The 24,113-nt window shown below is 59.3% G+C and carries 14 protein-coding genes, 2 tRNA genes and 1 riboswitch; of the genes, 14 read left to right on the top strand and 2 right to left on the bottom strand.

From position 1 onward, the window contains the following. The first annotated feature begins 193 nt into the window (after positions 1–193). Positions 194–1,174 (top strand): transcriptional regulator ArgR, encoded by a 981-nt coding sequence (gene argR, locus PMI23_RS23070; RefSeq protein WP_007912706.1) that lies wholly within the window; start codon positions 194–196, stop codon positions 1,172–1,174. Positions 1,175–1,193: 19 nt separating this feature from the next. On the opposite strand, the gene PMI23_RS23065 is transcribed toward argR, so the two are convergent. After that, positions 1,194–8,996, bottom strand: a complete 7,803-nt coding sequence (locus tag PMI23_RS23065) for a dermonecrotic toxin domain-containing protein (protein ID WP_007912709.1) — start codon at positions 8,994–8,996, stop codon at positions 1,194–1,196. Between the two features lie 304 nt (positions 8,997–9,300). Here PMI23_RS23065 and PMI23_RS23060 point away from each other — a divergent pair, with 304 nt between their 5' ends. The 7 genes from PMI23_RS23060 to astE all read left to right on the top strand — a co-directional run bounded on the left by PMI23_RS23060 (position 9,301) and on the right by astE (position 17,179). Continuing rightward, positions 9,301–10,521 (top strand): aspartate aminotransferase family protein, encoded by a 1,221-nt coding sequence (locus PMI23_RS23060; protein ID WP_007912711.1) that lies wholly within the window; start codon positions 9,301–9,303, stop codon positions 10,519–10,521. 214 nt (positions 10,522–10,735) lie between these two features. After that, complete coding sequence (gene aruF / locus PMI23_RS23055; protein ID WP_007919353.1) at positions 10,736–11,755, top strand: arginine/ornithine succinyltransferase subunit alpha; 1,020 nt, start codon at positions 10,736–10,738, stop codon at positions 11,753–11,755. A gap of 51 nt (positions 11,756–11,806) precedes the next feature. Next, on the top strand, positions 11,807–12,832 hold the full coding sequence (gene astA, locus PMI23_RS23050; RefSeq protein WP_007919351.1) for an arginine N-succinyltransferase: 1,026 nt from the start codon (positions 11,807–11,809) through the stop codon (positions 12,830–12,832). Continuing rightward, positions 12,829–14,298: a succinylglutamate-semialdehyde dehydrogenase gene (gene astD, locus PMI23_RS23045; RefSeq protein WP_177321067.1), complete on the top strand. Its 1,470-nt coding sequence runs from the start codon at positions 12,829–12,831 to the stop codon at positions 14,296–14,298. The genes astA and astD overlap by 4 nt, the downstream gene beginning before the upstream one ends. A gap of 163 nt (positions 14,299–14,461) precedes the next feature. Further along, the gene (astB, locus tag PMI23_RS23040; RefSeq protein ID WP_007919347.1) at positions 14,462–15,808 is read left to right on the top strand and encodes an N-succinylarginine dihydrolase; all 1,347 of its coding nucleotides are present in this window, start codon (positions 14,462–14,464) and stop codon (positions 15,806–15,808) included. Between the two features lie 57 nt (positions 15,809–15,865). Further along, positions 15,866–16,156 (top strand): hypothetical protein, encoded by a 291-nt coding sequence (locus PMI23_RS23035; protein ID WP_007919345.1) that lies wholly within the window; start codon positions 15,866–15,868, stop codon positions 16,154–16,156. A gap of 12 nt (positions 16,157–16,168) precedes the next feature. After that, entirely contained in the window at positions 16,169–17,179 is a 1,011-nt protein-coding gene (gene astE, locus PMI23_RS23030) for a succinylglutamate desuccinylase (protein WP_007919337.1), read from the top strand. 121 nt (positions 17,180–17,300) lie between these two features. Here the strand turns inward: astE and PMI23_RS23025 are convergent, their stop codons facing one another. Beyond that, positions 17,301–17,810 (bottom strand): 6,7-dimethyl-8-ribityllumazine synthase, encoded by a 510-nt coding sequence (locus PMI23_RS23025; protein ID WP_007919335.1) that lies wholly within the window; start codon positions 17,808–17,810, stop codon positions 17,301–17,303. Positions 17,811–17,914: 104 nt separating this feature from the next. Beyond that, positions 17,915–18,086, bottom strand: a riboswitch (FMN riboswitch). A gap of 198 nt (positions 18,087–18,284) precedes the next feature. Here PMI23_RS23025 and ltaE point away from each other — a divergent pair. The 6 genes from ltaE to PMI23_RS22995 all read left to right on the top strand — a co-directional run bounded on the left by ltaE (position 18,285) and on the right by PMI23_RS22995 (position 24,099). Further along, positions 18,285–19,289: a low-specificity L-threonine aldolase gene (gene ltaE / locus PMI23_RS23020; RefSeq protein WP_007919334.1), complete on the top strand. Its 1,005-nt coding sequence runs from the start codon at positions 18,285–18,287 to the stop codon at positions 19,287–19,289. A gap of 146 nt (positions 19,290–19,435) precedes the next feature. After that, entirely contained in the window at positions 19,436–22,054 is a 2,619-nt protein-coding gene (gene alaS, locus PMI23_RS23015; RefSeq protein ID WP_007919333.1) for an alanine--tRNA ligase, read from the top strand. Positions 22,055–22,144: 90 nt separating this feature from the next. After that, positions 22,145–23,386, top strand: a complete 1,242-nt coding sequence (locus PMI23_RS23010; protein WP_007919332.1) for an aspartate kinase — start codon at positions 22,145–22,147, stop codon at positions 23,384–23,386. A 187-nt stretch (positions 23,387–23,573) separates the two neighbouring features. After that, positions 23,574–23,762, top strand: a complete 189-nt coding sequence (csrA, locus tag PMI23_RS23005; protein WP_002554426.1) for a carbon storage regulator CsrA — start codon at positions 23,574–23,576, stop codon at positions 23,760–23,762. Between the two features lie 62 nt (positions 23,763–23,824). Continuing rightward, positions 23,825–23,915 (top strand) — tRNA-Ser (locus tag PMI23_RS23000). Positions 23,916–24,022: 107 nt separating this feature from the next. Further along, positions 24,023–24,099, top strand: a tRNA-Arg gene (locus PMI23_RS22995). The last annotated feature ends 14 nt before the right edge of the window (positions 24,100–24,113 follow it).

The following is a 24,113-nucleotide window of genomic DNA, read 5'->3' as shown; positions in this document are numbered from 1 at the left end:
CCGAAGGCTGCGATCTTTTGATCTGTTTTTGAAGATCAAAAGATCGCAGCCTCGTTCCACTCGACAGCTCCTACATGGGAATGGAATTCCAGTCCCGATGGTGGATCTGCGTCAGGCTCAAGATTTGTGTTCATTTACGGGCTAGCATTGGCCCATGCCTTCATCACTGTTCCTCGTTTCGGATTGCCCGCCCATGACTGCCCATCGAATTGGTTTCCTGATTTGGCCCAGCACTAAAGCGTTGACGCTGGCGCTGGCGGAGGAAGCCTTGCGTGTTGCTCAGCGGGTGCACCCGGATGTGGTTTACGAACTGTCGTTCCTGCAAGCCGAGCCACCCGCCGAAGGTGCCTGGCAATTACCCGGCGAAGCGTGGGCCGGCAAACTCGAAAATTTCCAGAAACTGTTCCTGCTCGCTGACGAGCCACCGACCACGTTGGCGCCGGCTCTCAGCAGTGCACTGAAGCAATTGGTGCGTGCCGGCACGGTCATCGGCGGTCTGTCCGCGGGTGTGTACCCGCTGGCGCAACTCGGTTTGCTCGACGGTTATCGCGCTGCCGTGCACTGGCGCTGGCAGGACGATTTCGCCGAGCGTTTTCCGAAAGTCATCGCCACCAGTCACTTGTTCGACTGGGATCGCGATCGCCTGACCGCCTGCGGTGGCATGTCCGTGCTCGATCTGTTGCTGGCGGTGCTGGCCCGCGATCACGGTGCGGAATTGGCCGGTGCAGTCTCGGAAGAACTGGTGGTTGAACGCATTCGTGAAGGCGGCGAGCGTCAGCGCATCCCGCTGCAGAACCGTCTCGGCTCCAGCCATCCGAAGCTCACTCAAGCGGTGTTGCTGATGGAAGCCAACATCGAAGAGCCACTGACCACCGACGAAATCGCCCAACACGTGTGCGTGTCGCGTCGCCAACTGGAGCGCATCTTCAAGCAATACCTCAACCGTGTGCCGAGCCAGTACTACCTGGAATTGCGCCTGAACAAGGCCCGGCAGATGTTGATGCAAACCAGCAAGTCGATCATCCAGATCGGCCTTTCGTGTGGCTTCTCCTCGGGGCCGCATTTCTCCAGCGCCTATCGCAACTTCTTCGGCGCCACGCCGCGGGAAGATCGCAACCAGCGGCGCAGCAGCAGTCCGTTCGAATTGTCGTCAGTGCCGCCAGAGCGCGGTTAGGTCTCGGCGTACGTCTGGCTCAATCGGAAAACGACATATCCCTGAAGTTGTCCAGCGCTTGGTAAGCGCTGGCCAGCCATTCTCGCTCCTCCTGCAGTCGCGTTTCATTGGTCGCATTGTAAATAGTCAAACGCTGCTGACTCTCCAGGCTTAGTGGATTGTTGCTGAAGTCATAGGTGGCACCTCTACCGTCAGCAGGAGAGGGCAGTGGGTCGGGGAGTTCGATGATGGCGTTGGCGGAAAGATCTGCATACGTCAGCTGCGGCATCTCAAAAAGGCCGACCGGTACGTCGGTCAGTCCCGTGTTGCTCAATCGCAGAGAGTGACACGCGTTGAAGTTTCTCAGGTCCGGTGTCAGCCCCAATGGATTGTGGCTCAAGTCAAGAATGCGCAGGTTTTCCATCGCCGCCAGTGCATTCACGGTTTGCTCAGTCAGTACGATGCGGCAATGGGGCAGTTCCAGGCTGGTCAGATTGCTCATGCGCAAGATTGAGGCGGGAATCTCGTTGAGTTGATAGGCGCGAATATCCAGTTTTTTGAGTGACGGGAACAGCTCAAGCAATCGGTCAACCCGAGGGTGCACGTTGGCAGTACTTGTCAGTGTCAGTTTGCTGGTCTGCTCGAAACGCCCGCTCAGTTTCGGCAACTCGCCATGGAAAGACAGATCAAGGGCTACCTCAGAAGAGGCCAGGCCTCCCGGCGCTACGCGCAAGCTTTGTTCCAGGCCATCCCTGAACCAGCTGCGTCTGGCGTTTTCCTGGCGTAGTGCTTCGTCGCCCATGTTAGCGCCTGTGAGCGGATCACGCGGAACCTCCCGTGCCCACACCTCAAGCTCGCGCAGTAGCGTGGCGAGGTCGCTCTGGCGACGCAGCAATTCGATGCGTCCTTCGGCCATTGTCCCGGGCAGGCCATAGACCAGATGATTGGCATCGGCTTCACTGATGGCGGGATACAGGTCTCGCGCCAGGGCAATGTCAGCCTGCTCAGCCAAAACACCCAGGTTCTGATAACTGAGTTGGTAGAAGGCTTTTATCCGGTTTTTTGAGGCCGTGGACAGTGGATTGGCCCTCAGGACAACCCCGTTGGTGCCAAAGCCAGTCAAGTCTTCCGGCAATTCGACAATGGCGTTTTCGCTGAGGAACGTGTCACGCAGGCGAGGTAACTGCCCCACGCCGGCGGGCACCTGAGTAATACCGGTGCGGGAAAGATCCAGGGCCGACAGCGCGCGTAATGCTCCGACATCCGGCGCAGTGCCCAGAGGGTTGTTGTACAAGTCCAGTCCTTTCAACCCGCTCATCGTGCTAAGCGTGGCCTGGCCCATGGCGTCGAGTACCACACCACAACTGTTCAGCATCAGTGTTTCGAGGGACGGCATGAGTGCCAGCGCCCGTGGCATGCGGCCCAGCTTGAAGCCGCGCAGCTCCATGGCTTGCAATCCCTTGAAGCACATCAGGAAACTGTCCGGGGCATTTAGCGTTTCATTACCCTGAATGGACAAGCGGACGACGTGGCTGAAGTCGGCAGACAGCGACGGCAGTTCCCCCGCAAAGTGAGCAACCATATCTAGCGTATTGAGCCTCAGTTCGGGCTTGTCGGTGTTTCTGGCGCGCCAGAACTGTTCCAGATTTTGACTGAACTCTCTCCTCTTGAATTGTTCTTCCACGCGCTCAGGTACGCTCAGGATTTCGCCGGTCATGGGATTGCGCAACGGTATGCGTTCGGACCAAGCACTCAAGTCGCTGATCATCTGGCTGATTTCCGCTTCCCAGCGCAGCAGTTGCTCAGTGCCCGCCCGCAGCGTGCCGGGCAAGTGATAGATCATGTGACTGGCATCGTCGATGTCCATCCATGGATACAACCTTTGTGCGCTGGCCAGGTCGCCGACATCCGGCATCACGTCAAAATGGCGTCCGTGCTCGACATAGTAGGTTTTGATGCGCTCGCGAGTGGGCAGGGACAGTGGATTGCTGGCCAGATTGGTGCCGTCGGCGAGGTCCAGATCGAGGCTGAAAAAAGTTTCGGGCAGATTGGTGATGCGGTTGCCGTTCAACAAGGCGTTTTTCAGGTTCGGGTGATCGGCGAAGCCATTGGGCAGTGCCGTAATGCCGGAGTTCGAAAGCAGAATGTCACGCATGGCAGGCAGCGGCTGCAGGTCGGGTATCGCCGCCAGTGGATTGTGACTCAGGTCCAGCAGTTCAAGGTCGCTCAGTGTCGCGAGGGTGTTCTGGTCGGCGGGGCTGAGTGTCACGCCGCAGTCTCTCAATGTCAGTTCCGTGAGCTTCGGCAGGTGGGTCACGGACTGCGGTATTTCACCCAGTGGAAACTGTTGCAGGTCCAGCTCGCGTGTGTTGACGAACAAATCGATGAACGCGTCGGGGGCACCGATAGCGGCATTGCCCTTGAGCTTCACACCAACGACATGAGAGAAGTCCGTTGTCAGTTGCGGCAGGTCACCGATGAACCTCAAGTCGGACTCAAAAAAATCCGCACGCATGCCTGATTCGACCGACCGGCGACGCCAGAAGCGTTCCAGCTGTTGGCCAAATTCGGAGCGGGCGGCGTATTGGTCAAACAGTTCAATGGCCGTGAGAACTTCACCCGTCAAGGGATGAACGCTGGGAACTTGCGGTGCCCAAGCGGTCAGGTCCGAAGTCAGCTGATTAAGCTCGGCCCGCCACCTGACGAGCTGAATCCTGCTATCGGCCAGGGTTCCGGGCAAGTCGTAGATCACATCGCTGGCCTCCTGTTCATCCAGGGACGGAAACAGATCTCGCATGAGGGCGATATCGCTGGTCTCTGCGCGCACATCGAAGTCTTGTCCGGTGCGTCTGTAATAGGTTTTCACTTTGTTGCGTGTGGCCACCGACAGCGGGTTGTCGGAAAAGTCGAAGCCGTCACTCTGATTGGCCGACAGCTCGAACACCGCATCGGGGATTTCGCTGATGCGGTTACCGCTGATAATTGCAGTGCGCAAATTCGGATGACTGGCCAGCCCGTCAGGCGTCACGTTGAGGCCGCAGTTGGACAAATCGAGGTAGGTCAGTTCGGGGAGCAGGTTCAGCTCGGGGAAAGTCCCCAGGGGATTGTTGCTCAGGTCCAGCGTATGCAGGTTGTTCAGGGAAACCAGTGTCGCCTGATTTTCAGGGGTCAGCACCACGCCGCAATCGTTGAGTTCCAATACGCTGAGGCGAGGCATCCTGATCTGCGAAAGGGCAATCGGCTCCAGGTCGAAGGCGTGCAATTCCAGTGTGGTCAGATTCTCAAAGCGCTGAATGAACGGCAGTACTGCCGTGAGGTTTTTATTGCCCGTCAGTGTCAGTCGCGAGACATGCTCGAAATTGGCACTCAAGGCCGGCAGGTCGCCCATGAAATCAAGCGTTGCGGTCAGCTCGCTTTCTCTGAGAGACGCTGATCGGGTGCGCCAGAAACGCTCCAGTTTTTGCCGAAACTCATCCCGTGCACTGCGCTCCAGTGCTTGCTCATCCAGCGTCAAAGGTCGATTGAAAACGGGGTCGAGCGCAGGTGTCTGGTTGGCCCATTCGCCGAGTTCAGTCTTCAACGTTGCGAGCTCGGCCTCCCAACTGGCGAGCTGAGCCTGGCTGTCAGTCAATGTGCCGGGAAGCCGATACAACAATTCACTGGCCTGGTCGGCGTTCAGATCAGGAAACAACGTGGTGGTGCGCAAAATATCGGCTGGATCCGGGCGTACTCCGAAATGTTTGCCTGTGTGGTTATAGTACGTTTTCACTTTCTCTCGGGTGGCGGCCGACAGCGGGTTGTCGGCAAAACCGAAGCCGTCACTGAGTGAGCTGGTCAGGTTGAAAAAAACGTCCGGTATGTCGCTGATCTGGTTGCCATCGAAATTGCCGGTGATCAGTCTCGGGTGATCGAGCAGGTTGTCCGGCAGTGTGGAGATGTCTGTCTTGGTCAGATTGAGATAACGCAACGAAGGCATCGCGCTGACGTCGGGAGGCGTGCCCAATGGATTGCCCCGCAGATCCAGCAGCGAAAGGTTGGGTAACGATGCAAGCACTGCCTGATTGGTTGCCGAGTGGGTGATGCCGCAGTCGCGCAAGATCAACTGGCGCAGGTTGGGCATTGCAGTGAACGATTGGGGCAGGCTCGGCAGATCGAGGTTTTGCGCATCCAGATACAGCAGACCTGTGAAGCGTTGCATAAAGGTGTCCACTGCCCTGGTATTGGCGCTGCCATTGATGGAGAGCATGACGACGTGGCTGAAGTCCGCTTCCAGTGCGGGTAGTTCCCCTAGTACGGGTTGCGCAATCTGCAACATGTACCCAGCGGGACCCCGGGTTTGCCTGCGCCAGCAACGCAGTAGCGCTTCTCGGAACTGCGCGCGATTCTGCAGGGCTGCCCGGCGTTCGATATAGGTCAACGGCAGGCCGCTGACAGGGTCATTGGCGGGGACGTCGATTTCCCAGCTACGCAGGTCATTACTGAGCTTGAAGTATTCGTTGCGGCGCCTGGCCAGTTCCGCGTTGAACTCAACCGTGTTGTTCTGGAAAACCGCAACGAAATTACGCGCCTCTTCGTTGGACATGCCTCGATAGATCGCCTGCACGCGCTCTTCGGGACTAACGATTCGCTGACCTGTGGTCACCAGGTTGTCCTGGTTTTCGATGCCGATCGCACCGAGTTCACCCGCTTCAAAAAAATCGGCATTTTCAAGGCTTCTGGGTGCGTTCAGTCGATCATTGCCGAAGCCTGCCAGGCGTAGCGTGTCCACGGCCGGTTGGCTGATCGGCGCTTCGAACAGCACGGTGCGTAGCTCCTCGCGTTCAAGTGATCGCTGACGAACTGCGGCACTCAACGCGTCGCCCTGGCCGATCTGCAGGTTCAGATTCTGACGTTCGCCGTCCGGTAATGCGTACAACAGACTGGAGTAAAAATCCGTGGCCGAATGCAGCTCCTGGCCGCGGTCGTCGTAAGGTTGATAGCGGCCGTCCTGGTGGCGAACCAGTACTTTCCGAGCGGGCGCATCTTCGCGTCCGATGCTGTCGAGTACCGCGCCTTCGTAACGTCCGTCGCGGATTTCGAGGCGCACATCGCCGCTCCAGCCTGGCAGCAGCTTGAGGCTGTGCAGCGCAAGGGAATCGGAATCGGCATTGCTCAAGGCGTTCAGTTCCAGGCCTTCGTAAGCGCGGGTGACGCGCACTTCCTGATTGGCCAGTTGCATGAATTCCTGTTGGCGCGGCGGCAGTTCTCCGTTGCTGATCTGTATCAATTCACTACCGCTGGCGGTCTCGAGCAGTTCACGGACGAGGCTGGCCGGCAGTGTCGGATCGTGGTCGATGATTGTTTGGGCCAATGGATCGTCAATGTGCTGGAGGACCTGATAGCGCGATTCGAACAACGAGTTTCGGTGGCGTCGGGCGAGATGGGCCAGTTGCTTGCGCAGCATCTGACTGCGAACTTCCAGCGAGGGCGTCGGCCCGCTGAAAGGTTCTGCGAGCAACGCTTTGATTTGCTGCTCGTCGAGAGAAGCCAGCAGGGTCTTGAGCAGGTCGCCATCGATCAGGCTGTCCAAGCGAAGCTCGGTCAGCGGCAAGGTTGCGTCCGCCGAGGATTGCCAGAGCAGTTCGCCTCGTTGATCAACCAGACGCAGGCGTTGGCTGCTCGGCCAGCGGCCGTGTTGCGTCAGCAGTTGCAGTTGTGTCGCCGGATCGGCACGCAGGTATTGCTCAGCCACGTTGCTGTCGAGTTGATCGATAAAGCGTTGCAGTTGTTGATCGATCTTGAACCGCTGAATGCTGTCGGCCAACAGAGGAGGTGGAGTTTGTTGATCGACATGCATCTTGCGTACGGCATCTTCATTGACGCCACTGACACGCAGGATCGTCTCGCGCTCTGGAGGCGAGAATGTCTCGATGGAAGGATTGATTCGCCGCAGCGCCGTGTCGGTGTCCCATTCCAGTGGTTGTTCCAGTTCGGTGTGCCAGGCACCGGCGCCATTGTGCCGCACCGTCGGTTGGTAGGCGTCGGGCCGAGTGGGATGTTCGATCGTGTATTGGCCGGGAATCGCACCTTCGCTCACGGCAAAATGAGCGTCTTCCAGTGGCAGCAGTTGCTTGCCTTGATGCGGGTACAGGCCCAGTTCATTGGGCGTTGAACCGGCATCGGGCACTGCCGTGTGCTGGTAGCGGGCCAGATCGGGATCCCAGTAGCGGGTTTTGCCATTGGCCAGTTGTACAGGCTTGAAGCGGTCGATGAAGGCGACCACTTCCTTGGGCAAGACCTTGCGAAACTCGCCGGCACCAATCGCGCCGCCCATGCCGAAGATACCCAGTTGGATCAGCGATTCGACGGTGCCCATCAGGTGTTCGAACGCTTCGCTCGTGCGTCCCTGTCCCCATTCGATGATGCCCTCGAAAGCTTCATCGAGCATTTGATACGCCATGTACGCCATCATCGCTTCACCCAGGACCGGCACGAACGGCGCGACGATCAGCGCGGCGGCCTGGACGATGCTCGAGATGATGTTGCTCACCGAGTCCCAGAAAGCCCAGCGTGCTTTTTGGTCCACCATGGCGGTGGGCACGGCTATCACCCGGGCATCGTTGAAGATCTTGTTCAGTTTCGATTGATAGAGGTGTTGCCACAGATCGACCTGGAACGGTGTCAGTGTGGTTTGCAGATCCGGTCGTTCTACAGGTGTTTCGCGCCAAGCGGGCAGTGAGCTGCCGGACTCCGGCGGATGCCATGTCATTTGGCTCAAGCGGCTGTTGAGGGTGCTGAAGAAAAAGCCGCGATGTTCGTGGTTCACGAAGCGGCTGAAAAACTGCTGATAGTCTTTCGAACGCAGCTGGCGCGTCAGTTCGACAAACAGTTCGTAGGTCGATGCGTATTCCTTGAAAGGGTGCTCGGGATCATCCGGGACGTAGGCCACCACCCGCGCCGGGGTGCGCGATGCATACAGGTCGGGGGCAAAGACGACGATACCGGTGAGCGGCGCGCACAACATCCCCATGTCATGGCACCGCACGGGCGCGCCGCCGACATACAGCCCTCTCATGCCGTCGAGCACGGCGTCGATCAAGCGAAAATAACTTTCCGACACATCGCGATTCATCCGCGCCCATTGCAGGGCGGCTTTCATCGCGGCCTTCTGACTGTCGTCCAGTTTGCTGCGCAGTACAGACGCCACCATCGGATCGGTATAGCCGAGGTTGTCTTCGAGATGGGCTTTGTACTGAGCACCGAGATCCAGCCTTCGGCACAGCTGGGTGAAGGCGGCAATGCTCAGTTTGGCCTTGATCGACGGCAGGGTCATGAACTGGCCGGTGGTGGAGGGCCGGGTGACGAAGGTCGAGTCAACGTCGAAGGCGTCGTCACGGGTTTCCGCTTCCTCGAAGTTGTGCAGCGCGGCTTCCAGTAACGAGACCGTCCAAGCGCGCGTGCCCGTTCTGATCGGGAGCCACGGGGTGGTTGCGGGGATGTACAGGCGCACAAAGGTATTGCGCACATCCAGATCCAGTCCGAAGGATTTGTTCAGTTCCTGTTTGAGCAAGGGCTCGGCAAAGGCGCTGGCGTCTTGCAGGTGTTCGAGGCTTTGGTCGACTTGGCTTTGCGCGGCCCAGTGCGCGGCGTTGAGGGTTTTCATCTGTTGATGCTGTTCGGCGGGGACCGATTGGAGTGAAGTGGACAGACGGGGCTGGCTGTCCTGGAGCGCCTGGCGGCGGGTCGATGAAGTGTTGCCGAACCAGTCGGGTACGGCGTTTTTCAGTGGCAGGTAGTGGTCGTCGTGATGCTGCGCGTCGCTCGCGGCAGTCGAGACTGGCGGTGGTGGCTGAGTCAGGTGCATGGGCCAATCCTTGGCGTTGAAAAGAACGCGCAGCAAATCAGGAACGGACCACCTTTGTGCGGTACATATTTATATCTTTGTCGCGGGGTGGAGTTGGTATTCTCTGCAGCCTGCCGCAAATCGGCGGCGCCCGTTAAACTGCGCCTTTGCGACGCTATATGTCGCATTGCCGTAAACCCGTGAAAATCCGGGGTTTGCGCTATAAGAAGTTGTCGCTTGGCGACAAGGCCGGGCTGAAAACTGTCCTTACAATCCTCACCAAGCTCGCCAGTTTCAGGCGAGTGTTTCTCATCAGGAGACTCCGATGTCCGTTGAGCACGCTGCGGTACAACGCGCCGATTTCGACCAGGTAATGGTTCCCAACTACGCGCCTGCCGCTTTCATTCCAGTGCGTGGCGCCGGTTCCCGCGTCTGGGATCAGGCCGGCCGCGAGCTGATCGACTTCGCCGGCGGCATCGCCGTCAACGTATTGGGCCACGCGCACCCGGCGCTGGTCGGTGCACTGACCGAGCAAGCGAACAAGCTGTGGCACGTGTCCAACGTGTTCACCAACGAGCCAGCCCTGCGCCTGGCGCACAAGCTGATCGATGCCACGTTCGCCGAGCGCGTGTTCTTCTGCAACTCCGGTGCCGAGGCCAACGAAGCCGCGTTCAAGCTGGCCCGTCGTGTGGCGTTCGACCGTTTCGGCTCTGAGAAGTACGAAATCATCGCCGCGCTGAACAGCTTCCACGGCCGTACCCTGTTCACCGTCAACGTCGGTGGCCAGTCGAAGTACTCCGACGGTTTCGGCCCGAAAATCACCGGCATTACCCACGTCCCTTACAACGATCTGGCCGCGCTGAAAGCGGCGGTGTCCGACAAGACCTGTGCGGTCGTGCTGGAACCGATCCAGGGCGAAGGCGGCGTGCTGCCGGCCGAACTGGCTTACCTGCAAGGTGCCCGCGAACTGTGCGACGCGAACAACGCGCTGCTGGTGTTCGACGAAGTGCAGACCGGCATGGGCCGCAGCGGCAAGCTGTTCGCCTACCAGCATTACGGCGTGACTCCGGACATCCTCACCAGCGCCAAGAGCCTGGGCGGCGGTTTCCCGATCGCGGCCATGCTGACCACCGAAGCGCTGGCCAAGCATCTGGTCGTCGGTACTCACGGCACCACTTACGGCGGCAACCCGCTGGCGTGCGCGGTCGCGGAAGCGGTGATCGACGTGATCAACACGCCAGAAGTGCTGAACGGCGTGAACGCCAAGCACGACAAATTCAAGGCGCGCCTTGAGCAGATCGGCGAGAAGTACGGCCTGTTCACTCAGGTGCGTGGCCTCGGTCTGTTGATCGGTTGCGTGCTGAGCGATGCCTGGAAAGGCAAGGCCAAAGACATCTTCAACGCCGCTGAAAAAGAAGGCCTGATGATTCTGCAAGCCGGCCCGGACGTGATCCGTTTCGCGCCGAGCCTGGTGGTGGAAGACGCCGATATCGATGCCGGTCTCGACCGCTTCGAACGCGCTGCCGCAGCACTGACGCAAGCCTGATAGACCCTTCGACGCCTGGAGCTTTTCAGGCGTCGATCAAAATTTTATGCCGGACCAGATCAACTGTAGGAGTGAGCCTGCTCGCGATTGCGGTCTGTCAGTCGACTCATTGGTTTCTGACAGACCGCAATCGCGAGCAGGCTCACTCCTACATTGATCTCCATGTAGGCCCGGTTATTTTTTCTGTGAATTTATAAGAGAAAGGAGTGACACCATGCTGGTGATGCGCCCCGCGCAAATGGCTGATCTGGGCGAGGTACAGCGTCTGGCTGCGGACAGCCCGATTGGTGTCACTTCCTTGCCGGATGACGTGGAACGTCTGAGCGACAAGATCGCCGCGAGCGAAGCTTCGTTCGCTGCCGAAGTGAGCTTCAACGGTGAAGAAAGCTATTTCTTCGTCCTCGAAGATTCCACCACCGGCAAGCTGGTCGGCTGCTCGGCCATCGTCGCTTCGGCCGGTTATTCGGAGCCGTTCTACAGCTTCCGTAACGAGACCTTCGTGCACGCCTCGCGCGAGTTGAAGATCCACAACAAGATCCACGTGCTCTCGCAGTGCCACGACCTGACCGGCAACAGTTTGTTGACCAGTTTCTACGTGCAGCGCGAGCTGGTCGGTTCACCGTGGTCCGAGCTCAACTCCCGCGGCCGTCTGTTGTTCGTTGCCAGCCACCCGGAGCGTTTCGCCGATTCGGTGGTGACCGAGATCGTCGGTTACAGCGACGAGAACGGCGACTCGCCATTCTGGGATGCGATCGGTCGCAATTTCTTCGACCTCAACTACGCCGAAGCCGAGCGTCTGTGCGGGCTGAAAAGCCGCACGTTCCTCGCCGAACTGATGCCGCATTACCCGATCTACGTGCCGCTGCTGCCGGACTCCGCCCAAGAGGCGATGGGCCAGGTTCACCCGCGTGCGCAGATCACCTTCGACATCCTGATGCGCGAAGGCTTCGAGACCGATCACTACATCGACATTTTCGACGGTGGCCCGACCCTGCATGCGCGTGTTTCGGGGATCCGTTCGATCGCCCAGAGCCGCGTGGTGCCGGTGAAGATCGGCGAGCCGGTGAAAGGTGCCGGGCGCCAGTATCTGGTGGCCAACGCGCAGTTGCAGGATTACCGCGCGGTGCTGCTGGAACTGGATTACGCGCCGGGCAAACCGGTGACTCTGGATCTGGAAGCAGCCGAAGCCCTGGGCGTCGGTGAAGGTGCCAGTGTGCGCCTGGTGGCGGTTTAACGCCTTAGCGAGTTTCACGGGTGGCGAAGGCGGCCCGTTTGAGGAGATAGCATGATTGTTCGTCCCGTACGCAGCAGCGATTTATCCGCTCTGATCGACCTGGCCCGCAGCACCGGCACCGGCCTGACCACGTTGCCGGCCAACGAAGAGCGTCTGGCCCACCGGGTCGGCTGGGCCGAGAAGACCTTTCGCGGTGAAGCCGGTCGTGGTGATGCGGACTACCTGTTCGTGCTCGAAGACGATGACGGCCGCGTGGTGGGGATTTCCGCCATCGCCGGTGCGGTCGGTATGCGTGAGCCTTGGTACAACTTCCGTGTCGGCCTGACCGTCAGTGCTTCGCAAGAGCTGAACATCTATCGCGAGATTCCGACGCTGTTTCTGGCTAACGACCTGACCGGCAATTCCGAGCTGTGCTCGTTGTTCCTGCACGCCGATTACCGCAGCGGTCTTAACGGTCGCATGCTGTCGAAGGCGCGGATGCTGTTCATCGCTGAGTTCCCGGAACTGTTCGGCAACAAGATCATCGCCGAAATGCGCGGTGTCTCCGATGACGCCGGTCGTTCGCCATTCTGGGAAAGCCTCGGTCGGCACTTCTTCAAAATGGAATTCAGCCAGGCCGATTACCTGACTGGTGTCGGCAATAAAGCTTTCATCGCCGAGCTGATGCCGAAATTTCCGCTGTACACCTGCTTTCTGTCCGAAGGCGCACGTAACGTCATCGGTCAGGTGCACCCGGACACCGAGCCGGCCCTGGCGATGCTCAAGGGCGAAGGGTTCAGCTATCAGGGTTACGTCGACATCTTCGACGCCGGCCCGGCCATCGAATGCGAAACCGGCAAGATCCGCGCGGTGCGTGACAGTGAAGCGCTGGTGCTGGCTGTTGGCACACCGGGCGAAGACGCCACGCCGTTCATCATCCATAACCGCAAACGCGAAGACTGCCGCATCACTGCTGCGCCGGCGCGTCTGGCTGCCGGCACCCTGGTGGTCGATCCGCAGACCGCCAAACGTCTTCAACTCAACGCTGGCGATCAAGTGCGCGCCGTGGCGTTGTCCGCTGCACGGGAGTCGAAATAATGAATTCGCTATACATCGCAGGTGAGTGGCTGGCCGGTCAGGGCGAAGCTTTTCAATCGCTGAACCCGGTGACTCAGCAAGTGCTGTGGTCGGGGGAGGGCGCAACCACCGCTCAAGTCGAGTCGGCGGTGCAGGCTGCACGTCAGGCGTTTCCGGGCTGGGCGCGGCGTTCGCTGGACGAGCGCATCACTGTGCTGGAGGCGTTCGCCGCCGCGCTGAAAAGCCACGCTGACGAACTGGCCCGCACCATCGGTGAGGAAACCGGTAAGCCGTTGTGGGAAGCCGCGACCGAAGTCACCAGCATGGTCAACAAGATCGCGATCTCGGTGCAGAGCTACCGCGAGCGTACCGGCGAGAAGAGCGGCCCGTTGGGCGACGCCACCGCCGTACTGCGCCACAAGCCACACGGTGTGGTGGCGGTGTTCGGTCCTTACAACTTCCCCGGTCACCTGCCGAACGGCCACATCGTTCCGGCGCTGCTGGCGGGTAACAGCGTGCTGTTCAAGCCAAGCGAACTGACCCCGAAAGTCGCCGAGCTGACAGTCAAGTGCTGGATCGAAGCCGGCCTGCCGGCAGGCGTTTTGAACCTGCTGCAAGGCGCTCGCGAAACCGGTATCGCGCTGGCGGCGAATCCGGGCATCGATGGTCTGTTTTTCACCGGTTCGAGCCGCACCGGCAATCATCTGCACCAGCAATTCGCCGGACGCCCGGACAAGATTCTGGCGTTGGAAATGGGCGGCAACAACCCGTTGGTGGTCGACCAGGTCGCCGATCTCGATGCGGCTGTTTACACGATCATTCAGTCGGCGTTCATTTCTGCCGGTCAGCGTTGCACGTGTGCGCGCCGCTTGCTGGTACCGCAAGGCGCGTGGGGCGACAGCCTGCTCAAGCGTTTGGTTGAAGTCAGCTCGACGATTGAGGTCGGTGCATTCGATCGGCAACCGGCGCCGTTCATGGGCTCAGTGATTTCCCTCGGCGCGGCGAAAGCGCTGATGGACGCTCAAGAACATCTGTTGGCTAACGGCGCCGTGTCGTTGCTGGCAATGACGCAGCCGCAGGCACAAGCCGCGCTGCTGACCCCGGGCATTCTCGATGTGAGCGCTGTTGCCGAGCGTCCGGACGAAGAATTGTTCGGCCCGTTGTTGCAAGTGATTCGCTATGTTGATTTTGAAGCGGCGATCGCTGAGGCGAATGACACTGCTTATGGTCTGGCCGCCGGTTTGCTGTCGGATTCCGAAGCACGTTATCAGCAGTTCTGGCTGGAAAGCCGTGCCGGTATCGTCAACTGGAACAAACAACTGACCGGTGCGGCGAGCAGCGCGCCGTTTGGCGGTGTCGGTGCCTCGGGCAACCATCGCGCCAGCGCCTATTACGCAGCGGATTACTGCGCGTACCCGGTGGCGTCGCTGGAAACCCCGAGTCTGGTGTTGCCTGCCGCCCTGACGCCTGGCGTGAAAATGGCGTGATGCCCAATCGCTGGCAAGCCAGCTCCCACAGGGGCGGAGGCGTCCACACATTTTGTGTACGACGCGGTCACTGTGGGAGCTGGCTTGCCAGCGATGGCCGCACCGCGGTGTTAAAGAATAGTTACTGAAGCCTATAACAACAGATTCTCGTGGAGCCTCGCTGATGAAATCCTATGAAGTCAATTTTGACGGTCTAGTGGGGCCGACCCATAACTACGGTGGTCTGTCCTACGGCAACGTTGCCTCCCAGAGCAACAGCCAGCAATCTTCGAACCCGAAGGAAGCGGCGCTGCAAGGTCTGGCGAAGATGAAAGCGCTGATGGAAATGGGCTTTCAGCAAGGCGTGCTGGCGCCACAGGAACGTCCGGACGTGGCCGCTTTGCGCCGTCTGGGTTTCAGCGGCACTGACGCGCAAGTGATCGAGCGCGCCGCCAAGGAAGCCATGCCGCTGCTGGTCGCCAGTTGCTCGGCATCGAGCATGTGGGTGGCCAACGCTGCCACCGTCAGCCCGAGCGCCGACACCGCAGACGGTCGCGTGCATTTCACCGCCGCCAACCTCAACTGCAAATACCACCGCAGCATCGAGCACCCGACCACCAGCCGCGTGCTCGGTGCGATGTTCGCCAATCAGCAGCACTTCGCTCATCACGCCGCTCTGCCGGCGGTGGCACAGTTCGGTGACGAGGGCGCGGCCAACCACACGCGTTTCTGCCGTGAGTATGGCGAGGCCGGCGTCGAGTTCTTCGTATTCGGTCGCAGCGCGTTCGACAACCGTTTCCCGGCGCCGCAGAAGTACCCGGCCCGTCAAACCCTCGAAGCGTCGCAAGCGGTTGCGCGTCTGCACGGGCTGCGTGACGAAGGTGTGGTCTACGCCCAACAGAACCCGAACGTGATCGATCAGGGCGTGTTCCATAACGACGTGATCGCGGTGGGTAACGGTGAGGTGTTGTTCTATCACGAGGACGCGTTCCTCGACACCGACTCGATGCTGGCCGAGCTGCAAAGCAAACTCGCCAAAGCCGGCGGCAACTTCCAGTCCGTGTGTGTGCCGCGTTCGGCGGTCACCGTAGATGACGCGGTGCGCTCGTACCTGTTCAACAGCCAGTTGCTGTCGCGTCCTGATGGCTCGATGTTGCTGATCGTGCCGCAAGAGTGCCAGGCCAACGAACGCGTCTGGACTTACCTGCAAGAACTGACCAGTTCCGGCGGCCTGATCCGCGAAGTGAAAGTCTTCGATCTCAAGCAAAGCATGCAGAACGGCGGTGGCCCGGCGTGCCTGCGTCTGCGCGTCGCGCTTAACGAAACCGAACTGGCGGCGGTCAATCCAGGGGTTATCATGACGCCACCGTTGTACGGTTCGTTGACCGCATGGGTTGAAAAGCACTACCGCGACCGCCTGAGCGAAACCGATCTGGCGGATCCGCAATTGCTGCTTGAATGCCGGACGGCACTGGATGAACTGACGCAAATCCTTAAACTGGGCGCGGTTTATCCATTCCAGATCAATTGATGGCCAGCGCGTCGCCTGAACGCGGCGCCCGGCTTGTCTCACCTAGAGAGTAAAAACATGAGCGATTCCCTGCAGCTGATCCTTGAAGACACCGACGGCACGCAACTGGAGACCTCCTGCACCCGCGTCGCGGTCATGTGGCAAGGCAAAGAGCTGTGGATCCAGCAGGACGGCCGTGGCCAACTGCTGATCGGCGTGGACGTTGAAGAAGGTGACGCCGAGTACGCCAACCTGCTGCTGCGCCCATTGGCGACTAATCTGGTAAGTCTGCAACTGGAAATGGAACCGGCCGACGTCGGCGACGACGAAGACCACGTGCACGGCCCGGATTGCAACCACGACCACTAAGGAAACCGCTCTATGCTCGCCCTCGGCAAACTGCTTGAACTGACCCTCGCCGGCCGCGAACCGGCGGAGAAGACTCAACTGACTGTCGAAGGCGTGCGTATGCGCTGGTTGAGCGAAGGTGCGCTGGAAGTCCGGCCACCCGAAGCGCGCGACAATGGCCTGGATCTGCTGCTTTCGGCAGGCATCCACGGCAACGAAACAGCGCCGATCGAGCTGCTTGATCGGTTGCTGCACGACATCGCTCGCGGCGATTTGAAGCCGCGCGCACGCATTCTGTTCCTGTTCGGCAACCCGGAAGCGATTCGCAAAGGCGAGCGTTTCGTCGAGCAGGACGTCAATCGGCTGTTCAACGGCCGCCATGAACAAAGCAGTGGTTCGGAAGCGCTGCGAGCTTGTGAGCTGGAACGTCTGGCGGCGAGTTTCTTCAGCCTGCCGGATCGCCAGCGCCTGCACTACGACCTGCACACGGCGATTCGCGGTTCGAAGATCGAACAGTTCGCACTCTATCCGTGGAAAGAAGGTCGCCAGCATTCGCGTCTGGAGCTGGCACGTCTGCGTGCTGCCGGGATGGAAGCTGTGCTGTTGCAGAACAAACCGTCGATCGTCTTCAGTTCGTACACCTACGACAAGCTCGGTGCCGAGGCTTTCACGCTGGAACTGGGCAAGGCGCGGCCATTCGGGCAGAACGACGGGGTTAACGTCTCGCTGCTGGAAACCCGTCTGAAGCAGATCATCGAAGGCACTGAGCCGGAGATGGCTGAACCAGGGCTGGATGGTTTGCAACTGTTCAGCGTCGCGCGAGAAATCATCAAGCACAGCGATGCGTTCCGCCTGAACCTGCCGCAGGACATCGAAAACTTTTCCGAGTTGGAGATGGGTTACGTGTTGGCCGAAGACTTGGCCAATACCCGCTGGATCATTGAGGAAGAGGGCGCACGGATCATCTTCCCCAATCCCAAGGTCAAGAACGGCTTGCGCGCGGGCATCCTGATCGTCCCAACCAGCGACGAAAACCTCGCCTGACGTGATGATCGTTCCCACGCTCCGCGTGGGAATGCAGCCCGGGACGCTCCGCGTCCCAAAGCGGACGCAGAGCGTCCATTGAGGCATTCCCACGCAGAGCAGGGGAACGATCGTTGGAGGCTTAGACGGCTACAGCATGCGGCTCTGTACGACGCAGTGCGCGAACCTTGCGCAGCGTATCCGCGCAAGTCCGCGCTGCTTCCTGACCCTTGTGCACAAAGTGCTCGAAGAAGAACTTCTGATGCTCGTCGCCGGCATGGAAGTGATGCGGCGTCAGCGACACCGAGAACACCGGCACTTCGGTTTCCAGTTGCACCTGCATCAGGCCGCTGACCACCGACTGGGCGACGAACTCGTGACGGTAGATGCCGCCGTCAACCACCAGAGCAGCGGCGACGATGCCGGCATAACGGCCGGTTTTGGCCAGCAACTTGGCGTGCAGGGGCATTTCAAAGGCGCCGCCGACTTCGAAGATATCGATGTCCGACTCCTGATAACCCAGGGCAATCATTTCGGCGACGAAGCCTTTTCGGCTCTGGTCGACGATTTCCTTGTGCCAGCAGGCCTGGATGAACGCGACGCGCTCGCCGTGAGGGTGTTTGCTTTTGCTGTCGATAGCGGTGGGTTGCATGTTCTGACTCCTGTTTGTGTGAAAAACAGGGCGTTATGAATCGAAAGGGATTCAAGGGTGCGCACACGCACAACATCATCGTGCGGACGGCCCTTTGGCGTTAATCCCGTTCTCTCTTCATCCGGACTATGACCGTCGGCCCCGGAATCACACCGGGTCTGCTGACCTTGCCGCCGATCTCAACCGAAGTCGTGTTCGTCGCCAAGCGCTCGCGGGCTATGCGCATTGCGCGCAATTACCGCCGGTGGGGAATTGCACCCCGCCCTGAGAACGTTTTTGCCGCCCTTTCTGGGGCGGCGCAGCGTTTTTAACACAGATTGTGTGTCTGTGCATTGCGCCTTTCTGATGATTGTCATCGAATTTTTTGCAGGCTCGAAACGACTTTTCCTTGCCCAAGGCTTGATTAATCCACGCGATGACCGCAGTAATTCCACTTCGTAAAGGGATTTCCCCTGCTGATTTGAGGCCAGGTTCATGAGCGTTATCGATCTTCGCAGCGACACTGTCACCCAACCGACTCCCGCCATGCTCGACGCGATGACTGCGGCGGACACCGGTGATGACGTGTACGGCGAAGATCCGACGGTCAATCGCCTGGAAACCGAATTGGCCCAACGCTTGGGTTTTACCGCCGCTTTATTTGTGCCGACCGGCACCATGAGCAACCTGCTGGGTTTGATGGCGCACTGCGAGCGCGGCGACGAATACGTCGTTGGCCAGCAGGCGCACACCTACAAATATGAGGGCGGTGGCGCGGCGGTGCTCGGTTCGATCCAGCCGCAGCCGCTGGAAGTGCAAGCCGATGGTTCACTGGATCTGGATCAAGTCGCCGCCGCGATCAAGCCGGACGACTTCCATTTCGCCCGGACTCGTTTGCTGGCGCTGGAAAACACCATGCAGGGCAAAGTGCTGCCGCTGGAGTACCTGGCCCGCGCACGCCGCTTCACTCAGGAAAAAGGCTTGCAACTGCACCTCGACGGCGCGCGCCTTTACAACGCGGCGGTCAAGCTGGGTGTTGATGCCCGGGAAATCACCCAGCATTTCGACTCAGTGTCGGTGTGCTTGTCCAAAGGCCTCGGCGCGCCGGTGGGTTCGGTGTTGTGCGGTTCGGCCGAGTTGATCGGCAAGGCTCGCCGTCTGCGCAAAATGGTCGGCGGTGGCATGCGTCAGTCCGGGTTGCTGGCAGCGGCGGGGCTGTATGCGCTGGATCACAACGTCGAGCGTCTGGCCGACGACCACGCCAATGCGCAACTGCTGGCCGACGGTCTGCGTGAAGCAGGTTTCATCGTCGAACCGGTGCAAACCAACATGGTTTATGTGCAAATGGGCGACAAAGCCGAAGCGATCAAGGCCTTTGCTGCCGAACGCGGGATCAAGTTGAGCGCCGCCGCACGCCTGCGTATGGTCACGCACATGGACGTCAATCGCTCGCAAATCGAGCAAGTGATCGCGACATTCGTCGAGTTTTCGCGCAAGTGACAGCGTTAGCCGTCCAATTGACCGTTTCTATCGTATAAACACGCTGTACCCCGCGCGCAGGGCCGATATAATGCGGCCCTTTGCCGTCGCTTCGTCTGTTGACGTTTCGAACAGGCCTTTGGCCGCAGCCTCCGTGGAAGAACCTAATGAAAAGCGCAGAAATCCGTGAAGCCTTCCTTCGCTTCTTCGAAGAGCAAGGCCACACCCGTGTAGCCTCCAGCTCTTTGATTCCGGGCAACGACCCAACCCTGCTGTTCACTAACGCGGGGATGAACCAGTTCAAGGACTGCTTCCTGGGCCAGGAAAAACGTGCGTACACCCGTGCGACCAGCAGCCAGAAGTGCGTGCGTGCCGGTGGCAAGAACAGCGACCTGGAAAACGTCGGTTATACCGCTCGTCACCACACATTCTTTGAAATGCTCGGTAACTTCAGCTTCGGTGACTATTTCAAGAAGGACGCGATTACCTACGCGTGGACCTTCCTGACCGGCGTTCTGCAACTGCCGAAGGAAAAACTCTGGGTCACCGTCTACGCCTCCGACGACGAAGCGTATGACATCTGGACCAAAGAAATCGGTGTGCCGGTCGAGCGCATGATCCGCATCGGCGACAACAAAGGCGCGCCGTATGCTTCCGACAACTTCTGGACCATGGGCGATACCGGCCCGTGCGGCCCGTGCACCGAGATTTTCTACGATCACGGCGACCACATCTGGGGCGGCCCACCGGGCTCGCCGGAAGAAGACGGTGACCGTTACATCGAAATCTGGAACAACGTGTTCATGCAGTTCAACCGCACCGCCGATGGCGTGTTGCATCCGTTGCCAGCGCCGTCGGTCGACACCGGCATGGGGCTGGAGCGGATCAGTGCGGTGATGCAGCACGTCAATTCCAACTACGACATTGACCTGTTCAAGAACCTGCTGAAGGCCTCGGCTGAAGCGATCGGTTGCGAAAACGGCGATCAGTCGTCGCTGAAAGTAGTGTCCGACCACATTCGTTCGTGCGGCTTCCTGATCGCCGACGGCGTGCTGCCGTCCAACGAGGGTCGCGGTTATGTGCTGCGCCGGATCATCCGTCGCGCCTGCCGTCACGGTAACAAGCTGGGCGCCACCGGCAGCTTCTTCTACAAGATCGTCGCGGCGCTGGTTGCCGAAATGGGCGAGGCCTTCCCGGAACTGAAGAAGCAGCAGAGCAACATCGAACGCGTGCTCAAGGCCGAGGAAGAGCAGTTCTCCAAGACGCTTGAGCACGGCCTGAAGATTCTCGAGCAGGATCTGCTGGAACTCAAAGGCACCGTGGTGCCGGGCGACGTAGTCTTCAAACTCTACGACACCTACGGTTTCCCGATGGACCTGACCGCCGACATCGCCCGCGAGCGCAGCCTGACAGTCGACGAAGCCGGTTTTGAGCGTGAGATGGAAGCCCAGCGTGTTCGTGCGCGTTCGGCCAGCTCGTTCGGTTTGGACTACAACACCTTGGTCAAGGTTGATGTGGCCACCGAGTTCACCGGTTACAAAGACACCAGCGGTTCGGCAAAAATCGTTGCTATCTATAAAGATGGCCAGTCGGTCGACGTCTTGAATGAAGGCGAAGAGGCGGTGATCGTGCTGAACCAGACGCCGTTCTACGCTGAATCCGGCGGCCAGATCGGCGACTGCGGTTATCTGCAGGCGGGCAGCGCACGTTTCGACGTTCGCGACACCACCAAGACTGGCGGCGCATTCCTGCACCACGGTGTACTGGATTCGGGCAGCCTGACCATCGGCGCGCCAGTGGAAACTCATGTCGATGCCGAGGTGCGTCACGCTACCTCGCTGAACCACTCGGCCACGCACTTGCTGCACGCTGCTTTGCGTCAGGTGCTGGGCGAGCACGTTCAGCAGAAAGGTTCGTTGGTGGATAGCCAGCGTCTGCGTTTCGACTTCAGCCACTTTGAAGCGATCAAGCCTGAGCAGATCAAGGCGCTGGAAGACATCGTCAACGCCGAAATTCGCAAGAACTCCGCCGTTGAAACCGAAGAAACCGACATCGAAACCGCCAAGAACAAGGGCGCGATGGCGCTGTTCGGCGAGAAGTACGGCGACAACGTACGTGTGTTGAGCATGGGCGGCGATTTCTCCGTCGAGCTGTGCGGCGGTATCCACGCCAACCGTACCGGCGACATCGGCCTGCTGAAAATCATCAGCGAAGGCGGTGTGGCTTCGGGTGTGCGTCGTATCGAGGCAGTTACCGGTGCGCAAGCACTGGCTTACTTGAACGCGGCAGAAGAACAACTCAAGGAAGCGGCCAGCCTGGTCAAGGGCAGCCGCGACAACCTGATCGACAAGCTGTCGGCTGTGCTGGAGCGCAATCGCCAACTGGAGAAGCAACTCGAGCAGTTGCAAGCCAAGGCTGCCAGTGCTGCGGGCGACGATCTGTCTTCCTCGGCGCTGGACGTCAAAGGCGTGAAGGTTCTGGCTGCACGTCTGGATGGTCAGGACGCCAAGGCGCTGCTGGCGCTGGTTGATCAGTTGAAGAACAAACTCGGTCGCGCAGTGATCCTGCTCGGCAGTGTCCATGAGGAAAAGGTCGTACTGGTTGCAGGTGTAACCAAGGACCTGACTGGCCAACTCAAAGCCGGTGATTTGATGAAGCAGGCTGCTGCGGCAGTGGGCGGGAAGGGCGGTGGTCGTCCGGATATGGCGCAGGGCGGCGGTGTCGACGCCGGCGCACTGGATGGCGCACTGGCGCTGACCGTTCCATTCGTCGAGCAGGGTTTATAAGACGGCCCGTCGGGCCCGCAGTCTAGTGGCGGGCCCGGCGGCTGTTCGAGTGATTATTGGGCGCCCTTCATGGGCAGAGGCGGCTTTGAAATGGCTTTGATCGTACAGAAATTTGGAGGCACCTCGGTCGGTACCGTCGAGAGAATCGAGCAGGTCGCCGACAAGGTTAAGAAATTCCGCGATGCCGGCGATGACCTGGTGGTTGTGCTGTCTGCAATGAGCGGCGAAACCAACCGTCTGATCGATCTGGCCAAGCAAATCAGTGGCGACACGCAACCGGTTCCGCGTGAGCTGGACGTGATTGTTTCCACCGGTGAGCAGGTGACGATTGCTCTGCTGGCGATGGCGCTGATCAAGCGCGGTGTGCCGGCGGTGTCGTACACCGGTAATCAGGTGCGGATCCTGACCGACAGTGCGCACAATAAAGCGCGTATCTTGCAGATTGATGACCAAAAGATTCGCGGTGATCTGAAAGCAGGTCGCGTGGTGGTTGTCGCCGGTTTCCAGGGCGTCGACGAGCACGGCAACATCACCACCCTTGGTCGTGGCGGTTCCGACACGACCGGCGTGGCTTTGGCTGCCGCGTTGAAGGCTGACGAGTGCCAGATCTACACCGACGTGGATGGTGTCTACACCACCGACCCGCGCGTTGTGCCGGTCGCTCAGCGCCTGGACAAGATCACCTTTGAAGAGATGCTGGAAATGGCCAGCCTCGGTTCCAAGGTGTTGCAGATCCGTGCGGTGGAATTCGCCGGCAAGTACAACGTTCCGCTGCGCGTACTGCACAGCTTCAAGGAGGGTCCGGGCACCCTCATTACTATTGATGAAGAGGAAACCATGGAACAGCCGATCATTTCCGGCATCGCTTTCAACCGCGATGAAGCCAAGCTGACCATCCGTGGCGTGCCAGACACCCCGGGCGTGGCGTTCAAGATTCTCGGCCCGATCAGTGCCGCGAACATCGAAGTCGACATGATCGTGCAGAACGTTGCGCACGATAACACCACCGACTTCACCTTCACCGTGCACCGCAACGACTACCAGGCCGCACAGACCGTGCTGGAAAACACCGCTCGCGAGATCGGTGCCCGTGAAGTGGTTGGCGACACCAAGATTGCCAAGGTCTCGATCGTCGGCGTCGGCATGCGTTCCCACGCAGGCGTGGCCAGCCGCATGTTCGAATCCCTGGCGAAAGAAAGCATCAACATCCAGATGATCTCGACTTCGGAAATCAAGGTTTCCGTGGTGATTGAAGAGAAGTACCTGGAACTGGCCGTGCGCGCCCTGCACACGGCTTTCGAACTGGATGCGCCTGCCCGTCAAGGCGAGTAATTCCGTTTCTTGAAGGGCGCGGTCTGACCGCGCCCTTTATTTTTTGAATGGCGCGAGCCCTGAACTGTTCTTTTGCTCGCGCTGGTCAATACTCAGGCATGTAGGGCTACGATCGCTCCGGTTGTAGGTCGGGTGCCTTTTTTTTGCAGACTGTTGTCCCTGAACTGAATTGCGTAAGGAGAAAGGTATGCTGATTCTGACTCGTCGGTGCGCAGAAAGCCTGATTATCGGTGATGGCGAAATCACCGTGACCGTGCTCGGCGTTAAAGGAAATCAAGTGCGTATCGGCGTCAATGCCCCGAAAGAGGTTGCCGTGCACCGTGAGGAAATTTACCTGCGTATAAAGAAAGAGAAGGACGAAGAACCAAGCCATTAATTTTTATCGATTTTTATGTTTGCAAACGGGGAAAAGGTTGGTTAAGATACGCCCCGTGTTGCGGAGAGCTGGCCGAGTGGCCGAAGGCGCTCCCCTGCTAAGGGAGTACACCTCAAAAGGGTGTCGGGGGTTCGAATCCCCCGTTCTCCGCCATTATTTGCTTAGTACGTCGTAATCTGGCTTTTTCTGTAAGTTGTTGAAATTAATAGAAAAAGTGGTTGGAATAGAGATTAGACGGGCTATAATGCGGCGCAACAAATGCACTCGTAGCTCAGCTGGATAGAGTACTCGGCTACGAACCGAGCGGTCACAGGTTCGAATCCTGTCGAGTGCACCATTTAAGAGTTAGTT

The sequence above is a fragment of the Pseudomonas sp. GM24 genome (genome assembly GCF_000282235.1).
Lineage (GTDB): Bacteria > Pseudomonadota > Gammaproteobacteria > Pseudomonadales > Pseudomonadaceae > Aquipseudomonas.
Note: the sequence above shows the minus strand (reverse complement) of the source record. Positions and strands in the feature narration are given on the sequence as shown.